16 protein-coding genes are annotated in these 20363 nt (G+C 73.2%); 5 read left to right on the top strand and 11 right to left on the bottom strand.

The window, feature by feature from the left end:
* Positions 1-109: 109 nt before the first annotated feature.
* From pfkB to ACIP5K_RS23050, 3 genes are all read right to left on the bottom strand, one after another.
* The gene (pfkB, locus tag ACIP5K_RS23040; protein ID WP_401412168.1) at positions 110-1057 is read right to left on the bottom strand and encodes a 1-phosphofructokinase; all 948 of its coding nucleotides are present in this window, start codon (positions 1055-1057) and stop codon (positions 110-112) included.
* 52 nt (positions 1058-1109) lie between these two features.
* A complete protein-coding gene (locus ACIP5K_RS23045) occupies positions 1110-1871 on the bottom strand; it encodes a DeoR/GlpR family DNA-binding transcription regulator (RefSeq protein ID WP_401412170.1) in 762 nt (253 codons plus the stop codon).
* Between the two features lie 203 nt (positions 1872-2074).
* The gene (locus tag ACIP5K_RS23050) at positions 2075-2839 is read right to left on the bottom strand and encodes a glucose 1-dehydrogenase (protein ID WP_401412172.1); all 765 of its coding nucleotides are present in this window, start codon (positions 2837-2839) and stop codon (positions 2075-2077) included.
* 235 nt (positions 2840-3074) lie between these two features.
* On the opposite strand from ACIP5K_RS23050, the gene ACIP5K_RS23055 reads away from it, so the two are divergent.
* Positions 3075-4274, top strand: coding sequence for an extracellular solute-binding protein (locus ACIP5K_RS23055; RefSeq protein ID WP_401412174.1), 1200 nt, complete (start codon positions 3075-3077; stop codon positions 4272-4274).
* Between the two features lie 13 nt (positions 4275-4287).
* On the opposite strand, the gene ACIP5K_RS23060 is transcribed toward ACIP5K_RS23055, so the two are convergent.
* Entirely contained in the window at positions 4288-5829 is a 1542-nt protein-coding gene (locus ACIP5K_RS23060; protein WP_401412175.1) for an MFS transporter, read from the bottom strand.
* Positions 5830-5870: 41 nt separating this feature from the next.
* Between ACIP5K_RS23060 and ACIP5K_RS23065 the strand changes: the two genes are divergently transcribed.
* Positions 5871-6866 (top strand): helix-turn-helix transcriptional regulator, encoded by a 996-nt coding sequence (locus ACIP5K_RS23065; RefSeq protein ID WP_401412177.1) that lies wholly within the window; start codon positions 5871-5873, stop codon positions 6864-6866.
* A gap of 201 nt (positions 6867-7067) precedes the next feature.
* On the opposite strand, the gene ACIP5K_RS23070 is transcribed toward ACIP5K_RS23065, so the two are convergent.
* The 3 genes from ACIP5K_RS23070 to ACIP5K_RS23080 form a co-directional block, all read right to left on the bottom strand.
* Entirely contained in the window at positions 7068-8087 is a 1020-nt protein-coding gene (locus ACIP5K_RS23070) for an RNA polymerase sigma factor RpoD/SigA (RefSeq protein ID WP_401412178.1), read from the bottom strand.
* A 327-nt stretch (positions 8088-8414) separates the two neighbouring features.
* A complete protein-coding gene (locus ACIP5K_RS23075; protein ID WP_401412180.1) occupies positions 8415-8936 on the bottom strand; it encodes a GNAT family N-acetyltransferase in 522 nt (173 codons plus the stop codon).
* Positions 8937-9290: 354 nt separating this feature from the next.
* The gene (locus tag ACIP5K_RS23080; protein ID WP_401412298.1) at positions 9291-10052 is read right to left on the bottom strand and encodes a dioxygenase; all 762 of its coding nucleotides are present in this window, start codon (positions 10050-10052) and stop codon (positions 9291-9293) included.
* 118 nt (positions 10053-10170) lie between these two features.
* Between ACIP5K_RS23080 and ACIP5K_RS23085 the strand changes: the two genes are divergently transcribed.
* Complete coding sequence (locus tag ACIP5K_RS23085) at positions 10171-10701, top strand: MarR family winged helix-turn-helix transcriptional regulator (RefSeq protein ID WP_401412300.1); 531 nt, start codon at positions 10171-10173, stop codon at positions 10699-10701.
* An 18-nt stretch (positions 10702-10719) separates the two neighbouring features.
* Here ACIP5K_RS23085 and ACIP5K_RS23090 read toward each other — a convergent pair whose 3' ends face one another.
* Together ACIP5K_RS23090 and ACIP5K_RS23095 are read right to left on the bottom strand one after the other, a co-directional pair.
* Complete coding sequence (locus ACIP5K_RS23090) at positions 10720-12261, bottom strand: MFS transporter (protein WP_401412182.1); 1542 nt, start codon at positions 12259-12261, stop codon at positions 10720-10722.
* Between the two features lie 119 nt (positions 12262-12380).
* Positions 12381-13043 carry a TetR/AcrR family transcriptional regulator gene (locus ACIP5K_RS23095; RefSeq protein ID WP_401412184.1) on the bottom strand — a complete coding sequence of 221 codons (663 nt, stop codon included), beginning with the start codon at positions 13041-13043 and terminating at the stop codon, positions 12381-12383.
* Between the two features lie 221 nt (positions 13044-13264).
* On the opposite strand from ACIP5K_RS23095, the gene ACIP5K_RS23100 reads away from it, so the two are divergent.
* Positions 13265-14539: a M6 family metalloprotease domain-containing protein gene (locus ACIP5K_RS23100; RefSeq protein WP_401412186.1), complete on the top strand. Its 1275-nt coding sequence runs from the start codon at positions 13265-13267 to the stop codon at positions 14537-14539.
* Between the two features lie 434 nt (positions 14540-14973).
* Here the strand turns inward: ACIP5K_RS23100 and ACIP5K_RS23105 are convergent, their stop codons facing one another.
* Positions 14974-16677, bottom strand: a complete 1704-nt coding sequence (locus tag ACIP5K_RS23105; RefSeq protein WP_401412188.1) for a class I adenylate-forming enzyme family protein — start codon at positions 16675-16677, stop codon at positions 14974-14976.
* A 232-nt stretch (positions 16678-16909) separates the two neighbouring features.
* On the opposite strand from ACIP5K_RS23105, the gene ACIP5K_RS23110 reads away from it, so the two are divergent.
* Entirely contained in the window at positions 16910-19033 is a 2124-nt protein-coding gene (locus ACIP5K_RS23110) for an ATP-binding protein (protein ID WP_401412189.1), read from the top strand.
* A 71-nt stretch (positions 19034-19104) separates the two neighbouring features.
* Here ACIP5K_RS23110 and ACIP5K_RS23115 read toward each other — a convergent pair whose 3' ends face one another.
* Entirely contained in the window at positions 19105-20226 is a 1122-nt protein-coding gene (locus ACIP5K_RS23115) for an EcsC family protein (RefSeq protein WP_401412190.1), read from the bottom strand.
* Positions 20227-20363 lie beyond the last annotated feature (137 nt).

A 20363-nucleotide genomic window follows, 5' to 3' on the forward strand; every position in this document is an offset into this window, starting at 1 on the left:
CGCGGGCTCCTTTGCCTACGCGCCTGCTGGCTGGCTCGTTCGGGGGTGGGGGTCGGGTGAGGGAGGGGGAGAGGGAGAGGGGCGGGGGCCGGGCGCGTCACCGGGCGCGTCACGGGGCCGGGGTCTTCAGGAGGCGGGTGGTCGGGACGGTCCGGGTCAGGGTCACCGCGTCCGGCGCCAGGTCGGCCGGGGTCGGCATGGCACTGCCCGGAAGCTGGACGGCCGCCGCGCCGTGGGCCACCGCCGAGGCGAGGGCGTCGGGGCCGGTGCCGCCCGCGATCAGGAACCCGGCGAGGGAGGAGTCGCCCGCGCCGACGTCGCTGCGGACGGCGGCGACCTCGGCGGCGGCGAACCAGGTGCCGGACGCCTCGACGAGGAGCTGGCCGTCGGCGCCGAGGGAGGCGAGGACGGCGGTGGCGCCCGCGCCGCGCAGCTCCTGGGCCGCCGCGACGGCGTCACCGATCGTGGTGAGCTGGCGGCCCACCGCCTCGGCCAGTTCCTCGGCGTTGGGCTTGACGACGTCGGGGCGTTCCTTGAGGGCCGCGAGCAGGGCCGGCCCCGAGGTGTCGAGCGCGATCCGGGCGCCCGCACGGTGCGCGCGGGCCACCAGCTCGGCGTACCAGGCGGGGTCGAGGCCGCGCGGCAGGCTGCCGCAGCAGGCGATCCAGTCGGCGCCCGCCGACCGCTCGGCGACCGTGGCGAGCAGCGATTCGGCCTCGCGCGGGCTGAGTTCGGGCCCCGGGGCGTTGATCTTCGTCAGGGTGCCGTCGGGTTCGGCGAGGGCGATGTTCGAACGGGTCAGGCCCGCCACGGGCACCGGGGCCACCGCGATGCCCTGCGCGGCGAGCAGGTCGGCGACCAGGGCGCCGGGGGCGCCGCCCAGGGGCAGCACCGCGAGGGTGGGGGCGCCGGCGGCGGCGACCGCCCGCGAGACGTTCACCCCCTTGCCGCCCGGGTCCATGCGCTCGCCCGCGGCGCGGACGACCTCGCCGCGGTCCAGGCCGGGGATCTCGTACGTGCGGTCGAGGGAGGGATTGGGGGTGACGGTGAGGATCATGCGCGTATCGCCGTTTCCGAACTCGGGGCCGTGCCGGGGGTGCTGGTGCCGCTCACGCGCGGATCACCTCCGTGCCGCCCGCCTCGATCGCGGCCGTGTCGGCGTCGCCGAGGCCGGTGTCGGTGATGAGCAGGTCGACGTCGGCGAGGTCGCCGAAGCGGGCGAAGTGCTCCTGGCCGTGCTTCGCGGAGTCGGCGAGCAGCACGACCCGGCGGGCCGCGGCGACGGCGGCCCGCTTGACGGCGGCCTCGGCGAGGTCGGGGGTGGTCAGGCCGGACGCGGCCGAGAAGCCGTTGGCCGCGATCAGGGCGACGTCCGCGCGGATCTCGGCGTAGGCCCGCAGCGCCCAGGCGTCGACGGCGGCGCGCGTGCGGTGGCGGACCCGGCCGCCGACGAGGTGGAGCTGGATGCCGGGGTGGTCGGCGAGCCGGGCGGCGACGGGCAGCGCGTGCGTGACCACGGTCAGGCCCGACTCCGGCGGCAGGAGGCCGGCGACCCGGGCGAGCGTGGACCCCGCGTCGAGGACGACGCTGCCCTCGCCCGGCAGCTCGGCGAGCGCGGCGCGGGCGATGCGGTCCTTCTCGTCGGCCGCGGTGGACTCGCGCTCGGCGAGGTCGGGCTCGAAGTCGAGGCGGCCGGCCGGGATGGCGCCGCCGTGCACCCGGCGCAGGAGTCCGGCGCGGTCCAGTGCCTTCAGGTCGCGCCGGATCGTCTCGGCGGTGACCTGGAACTCCTCGGCCAGCGACAGCACGTCCACCCGGCCCCCGTCCCGTGCCAGTCGGAGGATCTCCTGCTGCCGCTCCGGTGCGTACATGCCCGTATACCTGTGCTTTCACCTGCGAGTGTGCCCGAATCTGTGGCTTCACTGGCAGGCTACGGCCAAATGTCCAGAAAGTAAACAGACTCGGGCATCAAGCAGACATGAACGGGCGTCCAGGCGGGCCCTGAGCACTCCACGGACCTCCGCAGGCTCCGCGGACTCCGCGGACTCCGCGGACTCCGCGGGTTCTTCCGGTCCTACTGGCCCATGACGTACTTCACCGTCGGGCCCGTGGTCCAGCCGCCGTCGACGGCCAGCTCGGCGCCGGTCACGTACGCCGCGTCGTCCGACAGCAGGAACACCACGGCGGCGGCGATCTCCCCGGCCTCGCCGACCCGGCCCATCGGGGTGTTGGGGTAGCCGCCGTCGCCGCGCGGGATGCCGAGCTGGGCGGTCATCGGGGTGTACGTCATGCCGGGGTGCACGGAGTTCACGCGGATCCGCGCCGTGCCCTGCTCCACCGCCGCGATCTTGGTGAGGCCGCGCACGGCCCACTTCGAGGCGCCGTACGAGGAGGTGAGCGCGAGTCCCATCAGGCCCGCGGCGGAGGAGATGTTGACGATGGAGCCGCCGCCCGCCTCCTTCATCGCCGGGATCGCGGTCCGCATGCCCGCGAAGACGCCGACCAGGTTGATCTCGACGACCTTGCGGAAGTGCTCCACGCTCTCCTGCTCCAGGGGCGTCCCGGTGGAGACGCCCGCGTTGTTGACGAGGCCGTGGACGGCGCCGAACTCCTGGACCGCGTACGCCACGGCCGACTGCCACGCCTCCTCCGAGGTCACGTCGAGGGGGACGAAGCGCGCCCGCTCGCCCAGCTCGGCGGCGAGCGCGCGGCCCTCGTCCGCCAGGACGTCGCCGATCACGACGGCGCCGCCCGCGGCCACCACGTGGCGGGCCGTCTCCGCGCCGATGCCGCGGGCTCCGCCGGAGACGAGGACGGTCTTGCCGGTCAGGTCGTTCATCACAGGCTCCACTTCGCTGGGGATGTGCCGGTGCGGTGCACCGGAGAGGGGCGGCACGGCCGCCGGGCGGCCATGCCTGCCACACCGTCAGGATATGCCCGTGTGGCACAATGTGCCACGGACGAAAGACCTGGGGAACTCACAACAGAACAGCGGGGAAAGCGCAGTGCGGCGACGGCGGTTCCTTCTTCACACGCTTCACACGGCGGGCCTGGGCGGGGCGGGCGCCCTGGCGATGAGCGGCTGCGGCCCGGGCGGTGCCGGCGGCGGGGACGCCGTCACGCTGGAGCTGCTGCTCGCCGGGTACGACGGCACGGTCGGCACGTCCATCGAGAAGCGCTGGACCGGCGCGGTGCGGGCCTTCGAGAAGAAGCACCCGGCGATCACGGTGAAGGTCGAGCGCGTCCCCTTCCTCACGCTGGACGCCACGCTCGCCCGCCGGGTCAAGGACGGCCGCGCCCCCGACATCTCCGAGGGCAACTTCTTCGCGCCGTACGCCGAGGAGGGCAGGCTCTACCGGGCCGAGCAGCTGTTCGACGTGCCGGTGCAGGCGAACTTCATCACCTCGTTCGCCGCCGCGGGCAAGGTCGACGGCATCCAGTACGGCATCCCGACGCAGGCCAGCGCCCCGCGCCTGTTCTACAACAAGGCCCTGTTCGCCCAGGCCGGGCTCACCGCGGCCCCCACGTCCTGGGCCGAGCTGCGCTCGTGCGCGGACGCGCTCCGGCGGATCGGGGTCGCCACGCCGTACGCGCTCACCTTCGGCCCCGAGGCCGCCGAGGACGAACTGCTCGCCTGGCTGCTCGCGGGCGACGGCGGCTACGCCTCGCTGTCCGGGTACGACTTCGCGGCGCCGGAGAACGTGGCGACGCTGACCTGGCTGCGCGACAAGCTCGTCGCCCCGGGCCTGGCGGGCCCCGACCCGGCGAAGCTCACCCGCACCCAGGCGTACGCGCTGTTCCTCAAGGGCCGGGCCGGCATGCTGCTGGCCCACCCGGTGCTGCTGCCCGCGGCCGCGCGGGCGGGCCTGGCGTTCGCGACCGCGCCCTTCCCGAAGCGGGACGGCGGTGGGGCCGCGCCGCCGGTCGGCCTCAACGACTGGCTGATGGCGTTCAAGGACAACGGGCGGCTGGACGCGGCGAAGACCTTCCTGACCTTCCTGTTCACCTCGCACGCCGCCCGCACCTACGGCTCGGACACCGGCACCCTGCCCGCGACGGTCAGCGACTCCGAGGAGTTGCAGGAGGACCGCGCGCAGCGGGAGCTGTGGCCGTTCGTGCGGCAGTTGCCGGACGCCGAGTTCCATCCGGTCGGGCTGCGGTCGTGGGCCACGGTGCGCGCCGCCGTCCGGCAGCGGATCGGGCAGGCCGTGGCGCCCGGAGGGAGCCCCGCGCACGTGCTTCAGGCGCTGGACCAGGTGGGGTCCAGCGCCTGAGGCCCGCGCGCCGCTACGGGGCCGCGACCAGCTCCCGCCCGCTCTCCGGCTCCGCCGACCCGGCGGGCCCCTCCGGTCCCTCGGGTCCGTTGGGTCCCTCGGCGGCCGCCCGCTTCGGCAGGGCGAACATCAGCAGGAAGATGCCGACGAGGATCCCGGCCACCCACAGCAGGGCGCCGCGGAACCCGTCGACGAAGGCCGTGCCGCCCTGCGCGGCATGGTCCTCGACGACCGTGAAGAAGACGACCGAGACCAGGCTCAGGCCCAGCGCGTTGCCCATCTGCATCACCGTGTTGATCAGCCCGGACGCCGATCCGGCGTGCTCGCGCGGCACCTCGGACAGCACCGCGTCGGTGAGCGGCGCGACGATCAGCCCCATGCCGAGACCCATGACGACCAGCGGCAGCGCCATCTGCCAGGAGGCGATCCCGAGCCCGTAGTGCCCGGCCTCCCCCACGTAGATCAGCACACCGGCGGCCATCAGCAGAGCGCCCGCCTGGAGCACCTTGCGGCCGAAGCGCGGCACCAGCTTCTGCACCGACATCCCCGCGGCGACCGACACCGCGATCGAGAACGGCACCCCGGTCAGCCCGGCCCGCAGCGGGCTCCAGCCGAGGCCGAGCTGCATGTAGAGCGTCCAGGTCAGGAAGAAGATGCCGGTGGTGACGCCGAAGACGGTCTGCACGGCGATGCCCGCCGCGAAGCTCTTCACCCGGAACAGGGACAGCTCGACGAGCGGGGAGCCGTCGCGCCGGGTCTTGGCCTTCTCGTACGCGACGAGCGCGGCGACGATCAGCACGGAGGCCGCCATCATCACGAACCCCCAGACCGGCCAGCCGTTCTCGTGGCCCTCGGTCAGCGGATAGACCAGCGCGAGCATCGCGAGGGTGACCAGGACGACGCCGACCAGGTCCAGCTTGAGCGCCCGGGACGCCTTCGACTCGGTGATGACGCGGGAGCCGAGGACCAGCGCGGCGATGCCGACGGGCAGGTTGATGAGGAAGATCGGACGCCACTCCAGGCCGCCGATGTTCCACTCGGTGAGCAGCGCGCCGAGCAGCGGGCCGGTAACCGCGCCGAGTCCGACGATGGCGCCGAACAGGCCGAACACCTTGCCGCGCTCGTGGGCGGGGAACGTGGCATGCACGATCGACAGGACCTGCGGCACCATCATCGCCGCCATGCCGCCCTGGAGGATCCGGGAGGCGACCAGCATCTCCGGGTCCACGGCGAACCCGCACAGCGCGGAGGCGACGGTGAAGCCGCCTATGCCGAGCAGGAACAGCCGCTTGCGGCCGAACACGTCACCGAGCCGGCCGCCCGTGATGAGCAGGGCCGCGAAGGCGAGCGCGTACCCGGCGGTGATCCACTGGATCTGGCCGGAGGTGGCGCCTTCGTCGTGCTGGATGGTGGGCAGGGCGACGTTCACGATCGTGACGTCCACCAGGTCCATGAACGCCGCCGTCATCACGATGGCGAGGGCGAACCAGCGACGCCGGTCGCCGTGGTCCGTACCGGCCGTCGCTCCGGCCGCGGTTGCTGCGCTTGAGGTCATGCCCCCACGGTAGGACCCATCTAGGCCAGAGCGTGTCCTAGATGGCAGGCATCCTGGAGGACATGACGACGCCCAGCACGGACACTCCGGCCCGGCTCCTCCACCTCCTCTCCCTGTTGCAGACCCCGCGCGAATGGCCCGGCGGCGAACTCTCCGAGCGGCTGGGGGTCTCGCGGCGCACCATCCGCCGCGACATCGACCGGCTGCGCGACCTGGGCTATCCGGTCCAGGCGACGCTGGGCGCCGATGGCGGCTACCGGCTGGTCGCGGGCAAGGCGCTGCCCCCGCTCGTGCTCGACGACGAGGAGGCCGTCGCCATCGCGGTGGGGCTGCGCGCCGGTGCCGGGCACGCGGTCGAGGGGGTGGAGGAGGCGTCGGTGCGCGCGCTCGCCAAGCTGGAGCAGGTGCTGCCGGGCCGGCTGCGGCACCGGGTGGCCACCCTCCAGGCGGCGACGATCCCGCTGACCTCGGGGGACGGTGCCACCATCGCGCCCGAGACGCTGACGGTGATCGCCTCCGCGACGGCCGGCACCGAGCGGCTGCGCTTCCACTACCGGGCGGCCGACGGCTCCGAGACGCGCCGCCTGGTCGAGCCGAGCCGGCTCGTCTCCACCGGGCGCCGCTGGTACCTCGTGGCGTACGACATCGATCGCGACGCCTGGCGGACGTTCCGGGTCGACCGGCTCACCGAGCCGTTCGCCACCGGGGCGCGGTTCACGCCGCGGGAGATTCCGGACGGGGACGCGGCCGCGTTCGTGCGGCGGTCGGTGTCGTCGCGGGGCGCGGTCCCCTATCGGCTGGACGTGGAGTTCTCGGCGCCGGTGGACGCGGTCGCCGAACGGATTCCCGGCGCGGTGGGGACGCTCGACGCGCTGCCGGGCGGGGGGTGCCGGCTGCGCGGGTCCGTGCCGGACCCCGTGGAGTGGATGGCCGTGCGCCTGGCGATGACCGGGTTCGACTTCCGCGTCCGGGGCCCCGAGGAACTGATCTCCGCCGTGCGGGAGTTGGGGGGCCGCCTGGTGCGGGCCGCTCCGTGACTCCGTGACTCCGTGACTCCGTGACTCCGTATGGGGTGCGGGGTGCTCGGTACTCGGGTCGGTACCCGGTACGCGGTACGTGAGCGGGGGCGCCCGCGGCTCTTCAGCATCTGGTCGGGCGACTGGTCGGAAGCGGCTGGGCGGGGCGGGGCCGATCGGGACGGCGGGGCCAGGAGGGTGCCCCCGCCGTCCCCGGAGGGGCTACGCGGCCGCGTCGAAGCCGGTGTCGCGGGCCAGCTTCTTCAGCTCCAGCAGCGCGTGCTTCTCGATCTGCCGGATGCGCTCGCGGGTCAGCCCGTGCTCCTTGCCGACCTCGGTGAGGGTGCGCTCGCGCCCGTCCTCGATCCCGTACCGCATCTTGATGATCGACGCGGTGCGCTGGTCGAGCCGGCCGATCAGATCGTCCAGCTCCTCGCTGCGCAGCAGGGTCAGGACCGACTGCTCGGGGGAGACCGCGGAGGTGTCCTCCAGCAGGTCCCCGAACTGCGTCTCGCCCTCGTCGTCCACCGACATGTTCAGCGAGACCGGGTCGCGGGCCCAGTCCAGCACGTCGGTGACGCGCTCCGCCGTCGTCTTGTCGAGCTGCGCGGCGATCTCCGCGGGCTCCGGCTCGCGCCCGTGCTCGCGGTTGAACTCGCGCTGCACCCGGCGGATCCGGCCCAGCTCCTCGACCAGGTGGACGGGGAGGCGGATGGTGCGGGACTGGTCGGCTATGGAACGGGTGATGGCCTGACGGATCCACCACGTCGCGTACGTCGAGAACTTGAAGCCCTTGCGGTAGTCGAACTTCTCGACGGCGCGGACCAGGCCGGCGTTCCCCTCCTGGATCAGGTCGAGCAGGGGGAGGCCGGAGCGCGGGTAGCGCCGGGCCACCGCGACCACCAGCCGCAGGTTCGACCGGATGAAGATGTCCTTGGCCTTCTCGGACTCGGCGACCAGCGCTTCCAGCTCCTCGCGGGACGCCTTCCCCGCGGCTTCGCTGTCGCCGAAATCGCCCAGCCGGCCGTCGAGGATCTGCTGGGCGTACACGCCCGCCTCGATGGTCTGCGAGAGCTCTACTTCCTTGGCGGCGTCGAGCAGCGGTGTCCGCGCGATCTCGTCGAGGTACATGCCGACCAGGTCGCGGTCGGCGATCTCCCCGCCTACGGCGCGAACACTGCGTGCCGCATCAGTCTCGCCGGAGGCGGCGGACTTACGACGGGCTACGGCACGGGTTGCCATGCGTGCTCCCTTGCGGTGGTAGGTCGGCTTGTCGCCCTTCACGGGTGCCCTGCATCCGAAGGAATCAACGCCTGGAATCCGGACAGAATTCCCAAGCCGCCCATCTTTTTTGTGATCATGCAGTACCCTGTCGCGCCACACTGCGCGAGGAGGCCGGCGCGATACCGCCGGGGTCCACAGAAACGCAGGTCAAGCCGTGATGCGCGGGCGACGTCACCCACGGTCGGCGGCGGGCCTCTGTCACCTGAGACGACCCTGGTGCTCCGATGGTTGCCTGTTCCGGGCCGGCGTGCCGCCCGCAAAGGTCACGAGAACCAGGGCCTTTCGTCACCCGTCGGAGTCGGCGCCGCCGAGATCCTTCTCGAACCAGGCGACGTCGTGGTACCGGCCGAACTTCCGCCCCACCTCGTGGTAGGTGCCGATCGGGCGGAACCCGAAGCGGGTGTGCAGCCGCACGGACGCCTCGTTGGGCTGGGTCACGCCCGCGTACGCCCGGTGCACGTCCTCGCCGCTCAGCGCCTCGAACAGCGCCTCGTACAGCCGGGTTCCGATGCCGCGTCCGCCTGCGTCCGGGGCGCAGTAGACGGTGACCTCGACGGATGTGGAGTACGCCGCTTTCGGCCGGAACGCGCTTGAGGTCGCGTACCCGAGAATGCGGTCTCCATCCTCGGCGACCAGGAGGCGGTGCGGGCCGTGGGGTGGGTGCGCGTGCAGCCAGGGGCGTCGCGCTTCCTCGGTGAACGGTTCGGTGTCGAAGGTGATCGGGGTCGTGCGGACGTACTCGTTGTACAGCCGGGTCAGCGCCCCGAGATCCGCCTCGCGCCCGTCCCTGATCACCACATCACCCATCCCCGAACCTTAAGCCGCCACCACCCGCGCCCCTGGGTCGCACTTCACCTGCGGGCCGGTGGCCTCTTCCCGCGCAGTTCCCCGCGCCCCTGAGGCATGCGCTGACGCGCAGCCTCCCGCAGAGGCTGCGCTCCGCGCGCCTCCACTGAGGGGCGGGACGGGGGCGCGCCTCTCCTGATGAGATGGCGCACGCAGTGCGCATCTCAGGGGCGCGGGGAACTGCGCGAGAAGCCCCACCGGGCCGCAGACGAAGAACCACCCAGGGGCGCGGGGAACTGCGCGACCAGCCCCCACCGGGCCGCAGACGAAGAACTCACCCAGCGAGGCGCGGGGAACCCCGACACCGGCCGCGCGTCAGCCGAATTGCAGGGAGCGTTTGGCCAGGCCCATCCAGAAACCGTCGATCACGGAGCGCTGCACCGCCAGCTCACCGGAGGCCTCGGCCACGCCCAGCGTCACGAACAACGGAGCGAAGTGCTCGGTGCGCGGATGCGCCAGCGCACCGGCCGGCGACTTGCGCGTGAAGTCGAGGAGCGCGTCCACGTCCCCGGCGTCCAGCGCCCGCTGCCCCCAGTCGTCGAACTCCGCCGACCAGGAGGGGACGCCGCCCTGCCGCAGCGCGGCGAGGTTGTGCGTGAAGAAGCCGGAGCCGACGATCAGCACGCCCTCGTCGCGCAGCGGCGCCAGCCGCCGCCCGATGTCCATCAGCTTCCGCGGGTCGAGCGTCGGCATGGAGACCTGGAGGACGGGGATGTCGGCGTCCGGGTACATCTCGACGAGCGGAACGTACGCGCCGTGGTCGAGGCCGCGGTCCGGCACGTCCTGCACCGGCGTCCCCGGAGCGCGCAGCAGCTTGCGTACGGACGCGGCGAGCGCGGGCGCGCCCGGGGCCGCGTACGTCACTCGGTAGTAGTGCTCGGGGAAGCCCCAGAAGTCGTAGACCAGCGGGACCGTCTCGACGGCACCGAGCGCGAGCGGGGCCTCCTCCCAGTGCGCCGAGACGATCAGGATCGCCGTGGGGCGGGGCAGACCGGCCGACCAGGCGGCGAGCTGGCCGGGCCAGAGCGCGTCGTCGGCGAGCGGCGGGGCGCCGTGGGAGAGGTAGAGCGCGGGCATGCGCTCGGGGGCGAGGGGGGCGGTCACGACAACCTCCTTGAAGATTCAAGTGCTGCTGTACACGAAAGTACGCGCCAATTGTTTAATATTCAAGAAGGAGGTCTCTACGATGGACGCCATGGAGCCGAAGAACAGCGCGGACAGCAGCACCGGGCCCGACAGCACCGGGCCCGAGTGGCTCACCGAGGACGAGCAGCGCGTCTGGCGGGCGTACCTCCATGCCACCACGCTCCTGGAGGACCACCTGGACCGCCAGCTCCAGCGCGACGCGAAGATGCCGCACGTCTACTTCGGGCTGCTGGTCAAGCTGAGCGAGTCGCCGCGCAGGCGGCTGCGGATGACGGAGCTGGCGCGGGACGCGAAGATCACCCGCTCCCGCCTCTCGCACGCGATCGCCCGCCTGGAGGCGAACGGCTGGGTGCGCCGCGAGGACTGCCCCTCGGACAAGCGGGGCCAGTTCGCGGTGCTCACCGAGGAGGGCCTCGGCGTCCTGGAGCGGACCGCGCCGGGCCATGTGGCCGCCGTCCGGCACGCGCTCTTCGACCGGCTGGACGCGGAACAGCGGAAGTCCCTCGGCGAGATCATGCGGATCGTCGCCGAGGGACTCCAGCCGGAGGCGGCCGGGGCGGACCTCCCCTGGCTCAGGTGAGGTCCGCCGCGGCGCGGATCAGTGCGCGATCACCGGCACCTTGAACTCGTCCTCGGCGCCGTCCGTGTCGCCGGACGTGGCCGAGGCCGCGCCGACACCCGGGACCCCGGTGTTGATCATGGTGAAGGCGATCGTCGCCGAGACCAGCAGGATGCCGACGGCCCACCAGATGGCGTGGGTGTAGCCGCTCACCATGCCCTGCGCCTGGAGCAGCTTCTGGCTGCGGGCGCCCGCGGCGTGGTCCGCCAGGTACGAGGCGGTGGCCGAGGCGGCGATCGTGTTCAGCAGCGCGGTGCCGATGGCGCCGCCGACCTGCTGCGAGGTGTTGACCATCGCGGAGGCCACACCGGCGTCCCGCGGCTCGACGCCGATGGTGGCGAGCGACATGGCGGGCATGAATGCCGTACCCATGCCGAGGCCGAGCAGCAGCTGGGCCGGCAGGACCAGCGCCGGGTAGGACGCGTCGACCGACAGCTGGGTCAGCAGGCCCATGCCGAGCGCGGCGACCAGGAAGCCCGGGCCCATCAGCAGGCGCGGCGGCACCCGGGTCATCAGGCGGGCGCCGATCTGGGTGGAGCCCGCGATCATGCCCGCGATCATCGGCAGGAACGCGAAACCGGTCTTGACCGGCGAGAAGCCCTTCACGATCTGGAGGTAGTAGGTCAGGAAGAGGAACAGGCCGAACATGCCGATGACGGCGAGACCGAGCGAGGCGTAGACACCGCCGCGATTGCGGTCGGCGACGACGCGCAGCGGCAGCAGCGGGTGCTTGACCCGGGCCTCGACGGCGACGAAGGCGAACAGCAGCACCGCCGAGGAGACGAACAGGCCGATGGTGGTGGCGTCCGACCAGCCGTTGGCCTCGGCGCGCGTGAAGCCGTAGACCAGCGAGACCAGGCCGAGCGTGGACAGCAGCACGCCGGGGATGTCGAGCGGCGAGCGGTTGCGGCTGCCGACCGGCTCGCGGATCACGAAGTAGGCACCGGCGGCGGCGACGATCGCGAACGGGATGTTCACGAAGAAGGTCCAGCGCCAGTTCAGGTACTCGGTGAGGAAACCGCCGAGGATCAGGCCGACGGCGCCACCGCCACCGGCGATCGCACCGTAGATGCCGAACGCCTTCGCGCGCTCCTTGGCGTCCGTGAACATCACGGCGAGCAGGGACAGCGCGGCCGGCGCGAGCAGCGCGCCGAAGAGGCCCTGGAGGGCCCGGGCGCCGAACATCATGGCCTCGTTCTGCGCCGCGCCGCCGATCGCGGAGGCGAGGGCGAAGCCGAGCAGGCCGGTGACGAAGGTGCGCTTGCGGCCCCACAGGTCGGCGATGCGTCCGCCGAACAGGAGCAGGCCGCCGAAGGCGAGCGCGTAGGCCGTGATGACCCACTGCTTGTTGCCGTCGGATATGCCCAGGTCGCTCTGGGCGGCGGGCAGGGCGATGTTCACGATGGTGGCGTCGAGGACCACCATCAGCTGGGCGAGCGCGATGAAGACGAGAGCCTTCCAGCGTCGCGCGTCGGGTGCCGTGACAGGCAAGGGCGTACCCACAGCGGGACTCCAAGTCATGAATAAGCGTGAGAATTCGGGTGCGTACGGGCGCCGGGCGGCCGTGTGCATACGTGCCCGGGGTGTGCCCGGGGTGTACGGAAAACGCGGGGCTCGGGTGCGGAGCCGGGAGCGAGGAGCTAGTCCTGGCGGAGGTCCTCCAAGGTCGCGGCCGCACCCGGGAGTTCCGAGCGGGCGGGTGTCATCAGGCCGTCGAGGAACAGCTGGAGATGACGGTGGACGAAGCGGTCGAAGCCGAGGCATGCCGTGCCCGGCAGCGGCCTGGTGAGCTGGGAGAGGGCGACCATGAGGTCCCCGACGCCGACGTCGGGGCGCAGCCGCCCGGCCGCGTGGGCGCGGCCGATGAGGTCCTCGATGGCGGCGGTGAGCCGGTCCAGGGAGGCGACCACCTCGGGGTGGTCCTTGTCGAAGGTCGCGTTGAGCAGCGGACACAGCGCGCCGATGCGCTCGTCCGCGGCGGCGTGCACGAAGCCGCGCAGCACGGTGAAGGGGTCCTCGCCGGCGTCCTCGGCGGCGAGTGCCCGCTCCGCGTGGTCCGTCACGTGGTCGGTGACCGACAGGACGACGTGGTGCAGCAGCTCTCCCCGGTCCTTGAAGTTCCGGTAGAGCGTCGCGTTGCCGACCCCCGCGCGGCGGGCCACCTCGTCGAGCGGGAGCTCCGTCCCGTGCTCGACGAGCAGCTCGCGCGCGGCGGCCACGATCCGCTCCCGGTTGCGCACGGCGTCGGCCCGCGGGCGCGGGACGCGGCGCTGCGGCTGCTCGGTCACGGGGGCGGTGGCCACGGCGGTCTCCTCGGTACGGGAAGTGGGGATCTGGTCCCCGCTTTGCGGGACATCTGGTCAAACGGGGAAAGCGTCCCCGGTTATTTCCCCGATCCCATGTGACCTGAGTCACACCTCCTGGAGGCAGAAACCCACGATCGGCGCACCCAGCGCGCGACCCGCCGCACCTCGTCACAGGGTGATCGAAACGGACCCCGGACCACGACGGTGAGGCGGATCGGATGCGGCAGCAGATACGCAGGGGCCGGCGCGGCGCGCTGCTCGCCGGGGCCACCGCGGTGGCCCTCGCGCTGACCATGTCCGCCAGCACCGGCCGGACCGTCGAGGGCCGGACCACCGCCGCGGGCCCGGTCGCCCTGGCCCGGTCCACCTCCCTCGGCTCCTGCATGATCCGCGGCGCGCTCGGCGTCCAGATGTCCGAGGGCGTCCCCACCGCCACCGGCTACGCCCGCTCGACCGGCACCGTCCACGCGCTCAACCTGATGGTCGACTTCCCCGACGCCCCCGGCGAGGGCAGCGCCACGGACCGGCTCGCGGAGTTCTTCCCGCAGACCCAGCGCTGGTTCGCCACCGCCTCGTACGGCCGGCTCGACTACGTGCCCGAGGCCCCCGTCGGACACTGGCTGCGGATGCCGAAGGCGTTCAGCGCGTACGGGATAGAGCGCGGCGCCCCCTTCGATCCCGGCTACCGCGAGCTGGTCGACGACATCGTGGCGGCCGCCGACCCCGACGTGGACTTCCGCGACTACGACCTCGTGAACATCCTCGTCACCCCGAACGCCGGGCCGTCCGCCCTGGACACCGTGCTGTCCGTGACCTTCGCCGGGAACCAGGAGGCGCCGGTCGCCGACGGGGTGCCGCTGTCGAACGCGTCCTTCGTGTACTCCCGGCAGGACGACGGCTCCGGCTCGTACGCGGAGACCGGGTACCGGGTGCTGCCGCACGAGAACGGGCACGTCTTCGGGCTGCCCGACCTCTACACCCAGGACGGCGGGGGCGCCGTCGGGCACTGGGACATCATGAGCGAGGACTGGGGCGTGGGGAACGATCTGCTCGGCTGGCACAAGTGGAAGCTGGGCTGGCTCGACGACTCCCAGATCCGCTGCGCCGCCCAGCCGGGCACCACCCAGCACGTGATCTCGCCGATGTCCGTGCGCGACGGCGGGACGAAGATGGCGTTCGTGCCGCTCACCGCCAAGACCGGGTTCGCGGTCGAGGTGCGCACCCCCGGCGGCAACGACGAGGCCGTGTGCCGGCCCGGGGCGCTGATCTACCGGGTCGACGCCGACGTGGACACCGGGCACGGACCCGTCACCGTGGAGGACGCGACGCCCGACTCCGGGGGCTGCACGCGCCGCCCCAACGTCCACGCCGAACTCTCCGACGCCACGTGGCGGCCCGGCGAGGTGTTCCGGGATCGGGGGGCGGGGGTGCGTATCGCGGTGACCGGGGTGGACGCGTCCGGCGACTACAGAATCACGATCACCCGCAACTGACCCCCGTCCCCTGGGCCGCACGTCGCCCGCGGCCCGGTGGGGGCTGATCGCGCAGTTCCCCGCGCCCCCAGGTCACATCTCGTCCACGCCACCGTCGTGGCTGGTCCCCCAGGTCGCATCTCGTCCGCGGCCCGGTGGCCTCTTCTCGCGCAGTTCCCCGCGCCCCTGAGATGCGCACTGCGTGCGCCATCTCATCAAGAGAGGCGCACCCCCAAGGGCGAGCGACGCGCCCCCGCCCCCGCCCCCGGGCGGAGAGGCGCGCGAAGCGCAGCCTCAGGGGGAGGCTGCGCGCAGCGCACGCCTCAGGGGCGCGGGGAACTGCGCGAGAAGAGGCCACCGGCCCGCAGACGAACAACTACCCAGGGGCGCGGGGAACTGCGCGACCAGCCCCCACGGTGGCGCGCGTAAAAGATCACCCCGAGGCGGAGTGCGGGTCACAGGAGGGTGTGGCGGATCTTGTGTTTCAGGATCTTTCCCGTGGCGTTCCGCGGCAACGCGTCACCCTGCACCACCACCCGCTCCGGCACCTTGAAAGCGGCCAGCGCCCCCGCAGCGAACTCCCGCACCCCACCCGCATCGAGCCCCGACCCACCCCGCACCCGCACCACGGCGGCGACCGTCTCCCCCAGCACCGGATGCGGCACCCCCACCACCGCCGCCTCCAGCACGTCGGGATGCCCGTGCAGCACCCCTTCGACCTCGACGCAGTACACGTTCTCCCCGCCCCGGATCACCATGTCCTTGATCCGGTCGACGACGCTGATCAGCCCGTCGGAGATCTCGGCGAGGTCCCCGGTCCTGAACCACCCGTCCTCGCCGAACGCGGCCGCCGTCGCCCCCGGATCACCCCAGTAGCCCCGGATCAGACTCTGCCCGCGCAACCACAGCTCCCCCACCTCCCCCGCCCCGAGCACCGCCCCGCCCGGACCGACGACCCGCGCCTCGACGGCGGGCGCGGTCCGCCCCACGCTGCCGGGCACCCGCCGGTACTGCTCCCCGAAGTTGGCGCTGACGCCGCCGAGCGTCTCGGTGAGTCCGTAGCCGTTGCGGGGTTCGATCCGGTCGCCGAAGCGGGCGGTGAGCCGGGCCACCAGTTCCGGCGGCGCGGCGGCCCCGCCGGTGTTGAACATGGTCAGGGTCGGCAGGTCGTCGTCCAGTTCGTCGGCCCTGGCGAGGAGTTGGAGCGCCGTCGCCGGGACCCCGCCGAAACTGCCGATGCCGTGCTCGCGGATCAGGGCGAGCGCGGCGTCGGTGTCCCACTTGCGCATCAGGACGAGCGTGCCGCCCGCCGCCATGGCCCCGTAGAACCCGGTGAAGGCCGCGACATGGAAGAAGGGGAAGGTGAGCAGCCCGGGAAGGAGCGGCCCCTGGCCGGGGATCACGCCCCGCCCGAGGGACGACAGGGCCGCGAAATAGCGGGGGTTGGCGATGGCCGCCATGTGCGCGTGGTGCGTGGCGACGGCGCCCTTGGGGCGGCCGGTGGTGCCGGAGGTGTAGAGGATCGTGGCGTCGGCGTCCGGGGAGACCTCGACGTCGGGCGGCCCGAGCAGCGGATCGGCGACGGGCAGATCCGCGTACCGCTCGACGCGCGGCCCGGCCACCTCCCGCCCCTCCTCGTGGCAGACCAGCGTCCAGGGCCGCGCACCGGCCGCGGCGCCGGCCAGCCAGGGCGCGACGCGCTCGTACCGCTCCCCGTCGACGACCAGCACGCGCGGGCGGCAGTCGTCCAGGGCGTGGGCCAGCTCGGCGGCGGTCCACCAGGAGTTCAGCGGCACCGCGACGAGCCCCGCCAACTGGGCCGCCCAGAAGGCGACCTGCCACTCGGGATGGTTGCGCAGGGCGATGACGGCGCGGTCGCCGGGCCGCAGCCCGTACCCGCCCTCGTCCTCGGCGGCCAGGAACCGGCGGGCCAGCGCGCACGCCCCCGCGAAGAACTCGCCGTACGTGAGCCGGCCGCTGTCGGCGATCAGGAAGGGCGTGTCGCCGAACGCCCAGGTCGTCTCGGCGAACTCCCGCAGCGTGCGCGGCCCTTCGGCGTAGGACAGGCGTCCGCCCTCGTCGCGTTCGACGGCGAAGGGCGCGCCGGGGGCGGTGAGCAGGGCTTCCAGGGCTCTCAGATCTTCCGGTGACGAGGCCATACCGGACGGTACGTCCCCGGGCCCGGCCCGCGTCAAGGTGCCTGCGCCCGCGCCCTTTCCGGGAAGGAACGTCACACCGCGCGGGCGTGCCTCCGGGCGCCTCCCGGGCACATCCGACAGGTGTCCCCCGTTCGAGTGACAGGCGGTGTCGGGGTGTGCAACGCTCCGTGTCTGGAAACCGGTCCACCAGTGGAGTCCTCCGGAGTCCCGCCGGGAGAGGTGAGTTCCCCCCATGGCCACGCAGAGCAACAACCCCGAGCACGGCAACCTGCCCCTGGAGACCACGGCGTTCATCGGCCGCTCCCGGCAGACCGACGAGGTCCTGGAGGCGCTCGGCACCTCCCGGCTCGTCACCCTCACCGGCCCCGGAGGCATCGGCAAGACCCGGATCGCGCTGCGGGCCGCCGCCCGGACCGCGCCCGGCTTCGCCCAGGGCGCCTGGCTGGTGGAGCTGTCCCCGGTCCTCTCCCCCGACCTGCTGGAACACACCGTCGCCGGGGTCCTCGGCGTGGCCGACCAGACGAACCGGCCCCTCGTCGACGTCCTCTCCGCCTATCTGCGCGAGCGCGACCTGCTCCTCGTCCTCGACACCTGCGAGCACCTGGTCAAGGAGTGCGCCGAGCTGGTGCGGACGCTGCTCGCGGCGGCCCCGGGCCTGCGCGTCCTCGCCACCAGCCGGCAGGCCCTCGACATCCCCGACGAGCACCCCGTCGCCGTCGGCCCGATGGACACCGGCCCGCAGGGCGAGGCCCCGGCGCTGCTGCGCGCCCGCGCCTGGCCGGACGGCGCCCCGCCCGAGGGGAGCGGCCGGATCGACCCGGCCGACCTGGCCCGGCTGTGCACCCTGCTGGACGGTGTCCCGCTCGCCATCGAGCTGGCCGCCGGCCTGCTGCGGGCCACCTCCGTCGACCATCTCGTCACCCGGCTGCACGAACGCATGAACGTCCTGTCGTCGAACGCCGGGGCCGAGCCGCCCGCGCCCGACGTCACCCTCGACGGCGAGGCGCCGACGGTCCAGCGGCCCGTCCGGCACAGCGGCCTGCGCACCACGATCGGCTGGAGCCACGAGTGGTGCACCCCGCAGGAGCGGCTGCTGTGGGCCCGGCTCTCCGTCTTCCCCGGCAGCTTCGACGCCCGGGCCGTCGACTTCGTGTGCAGCGCGGAACCGCTCGCCGACTGCGCGCTCACCGACGTCCTGCACGGCCTCGTGGCCAAGTCCGTCCTGCTGCGGGAGGGCCCGCCGCAGGACGCGCGCTACCGGCTCCTCGACACCGTGCGCGAGTACGGCGCCGAGTGGCTCGACCGGCTCGGCGAGAGCGAGCGGCTGCGGCTGCGCCACCGGGACTACTACCGGCACCTGGCGCACCGCGGCGACCAGGAGTGGATCGGCCCCGACCAGGCGCAGTGGCAGGCCCGCACCGTCACCGAACTGCCCAACCTGCGGGCCGCCCTCGACACCTGCCTGCTCACCGAGCCCGACACGGCCCTGGAGATGACGAGCGACCTCGTCTACTTCTGGTTCTGCTGCGGGCACCTGCGGGAGGGCCGGCACTACACGGAGGCGGCCCTGGCGCTCACCCCCGACCGCCCGCGCGAGGCGGCGCGGGCGCTGTGGTCGTGCGGCATGGTCGCCGTCGGCCAGGGCGACCTGGAGGCCGCCAGCCGGCTGACGGCGGAGGCCCGCGCGCTGGCCGAGCGGTACGCCGACGAACCCGCGCTGGCCGGCGCCCTGTGCGTGCACGCCAGCGCGCTGACCTTGCAGGGCGCCCCCGACCGGGCCCTGCCCCTCTACGCGGCGGCCCACGAGCAGGCCGCGCGGACCGGCCCGCGCATCATCGAGCTGATCTCGCTGCCCGTGTGGGGCTACGCGCACATGATGCTCGGCGACGCCGACGGCGTGCGGGCCCGCGTCGACCGCCTCAAGGAGCTGACGGCCCCGATCGGCGAGCGGTGGGCGGGCGCCTACGCCGACTACGTGTGGGGCAACCAGTGCATCGCCCAGGGCAGCCCCGCCGAGGCGATCGCCCCGCTGTGCTCGTCCCTGGAGGCCAAGTGCCACCTGGACGACCTCTACGGAGTCGCGGTCACCCTGGACTCCCTCGCCCTCGCCGCCACCGGCGACAGCCGACCGGAGCTGGCGGCCCGCATCTTCGGCCTGGTCGACCGCGCCTGGAACGTCCTGGGCACCCCGCACCTGGGCTCCCCGGAGATGACCGAACACCGCCGCACCTGCGAATCGGCGGTGCGCACGACGCTGTCGCCGACGACGTTCACCGCCCTCTACACCGAGGGCGCGGACGCCCCGACGATCCACCGGGGCGTCACCGACCTGCTGGAGACACTGGACGCCCCCTGACGAGCCTCCAGGACCCACCAGGACCTCCCCGCCCCACCGGCCCCTCCGGCCCCTCCGGTCCCTCCGGCGGATCAGCGGAGGTCGGGGCCGCCGGCTTCGGCGAGCTTGCCGAGCAGGCTGATCTCCTCGTCGCTCCCGTCCGGGGCGTCCGACGTGTCCGGGCCGACGTCGGGGAACGCACCGGCCTCCTCGTCGGCGGCGAGCTGCGGGTACTTCTCCAGGAGGAAGCGCCGCCGGTACGCGAGGTCGGCGGCGTCGACGATCCCCTCCAAGGTGGTCCAGTTGAGGGCGCCTCCGACGACGATCCCGAACGCGGGCACGGCCTTGCCGAGCCCCTTCTTGGTGAGGCGGAAGCCGAACGCCTTGGCGAACTGCTGGGAGACCTTGGTGATCACGGACTCGCTCAGGACCTCCCACGTCCTGCCGCGCACGAGCGCCTGGGTGAGGCGGGACAGGTCGGCCATCGCGGCGCTCTTGGCACTGGCCGACGTCGCCGTTCCGGCATTGACGACAGACATCACGAAGAGCTTCTCGGCGGGCTCGTCGGGGTCGTAGCCGTAGAGCAGCGAGATCTGGCCCACGGAACGGGACGCGAGGCCGAGGACGAGCGCCGCGTCGGCGGTGAACGCACCGGCGATCGCGCCTCCCGAGGGCGCGGCCGCGGCGCCGGCGGAGGCGGCCACGGCGAGCTGCCCGCCCGAGATCACCAGCCCCGCGCCCGCACCGGACAGGGCCGCGGCGGCCGGGTAGTACCAGCTCGAAGCCCGCCCGCGGACGGCGTCGATCTCCTCGAGGTCGAGCCGGCGCAGATCGGACAGCCGGGAGACGCCGTGCCCCCGCCGCTCGTGCAGGGCCACCACGCGCCGGGAGGACAGCCCCGCCCGTGAGACGCGCCCCACGGTCTGCCGCACGGACCGAAGGGCGGTGCCGCTCCACTCGGGCAGCGCCTCGGAGGCCCCGCGGGCCCCGTCGCCGACCTTGCGCGCACCCTTGGCGGCGATCTCCTGCCCGCGCGCCACCGCGGACCGGGCCCGCGGATGGTTCTCCAGGTACTTCGTGGCCCGCTTGCCGACCTGCGCGGCACCGGCGGCCACCTGCTCCCCGGCGCTCCTCACCACGCGGGACAGAGGACGCCCCCTGAACGCCTGGATGTCACGCCACGCGGCGATTTCGTAGTCCGAGGGATCCGCCATCCCGCGATCGTAATGGCGCTCCCCCGAGCACGGGGCGGAAACGTCATACGCCGGTTCACCGCGGCCCGGCGAGCGGGGACGACGGAGCATGAACCGGCCGTACCCCGGTGAAACAGCAGCCAAAGACCAGACATTGA

The sequence above is a fragment of the Streptomyces sp. NPDC088785 genome (assembly GCF_044750685.1).
In the GTDB taxonomy this organism is placed as follows: domain Bacteria; phylum Actinomycetota; class Actinomycetes; order Streptomycetales; family Streptomycetaceae; genus Streptomyces.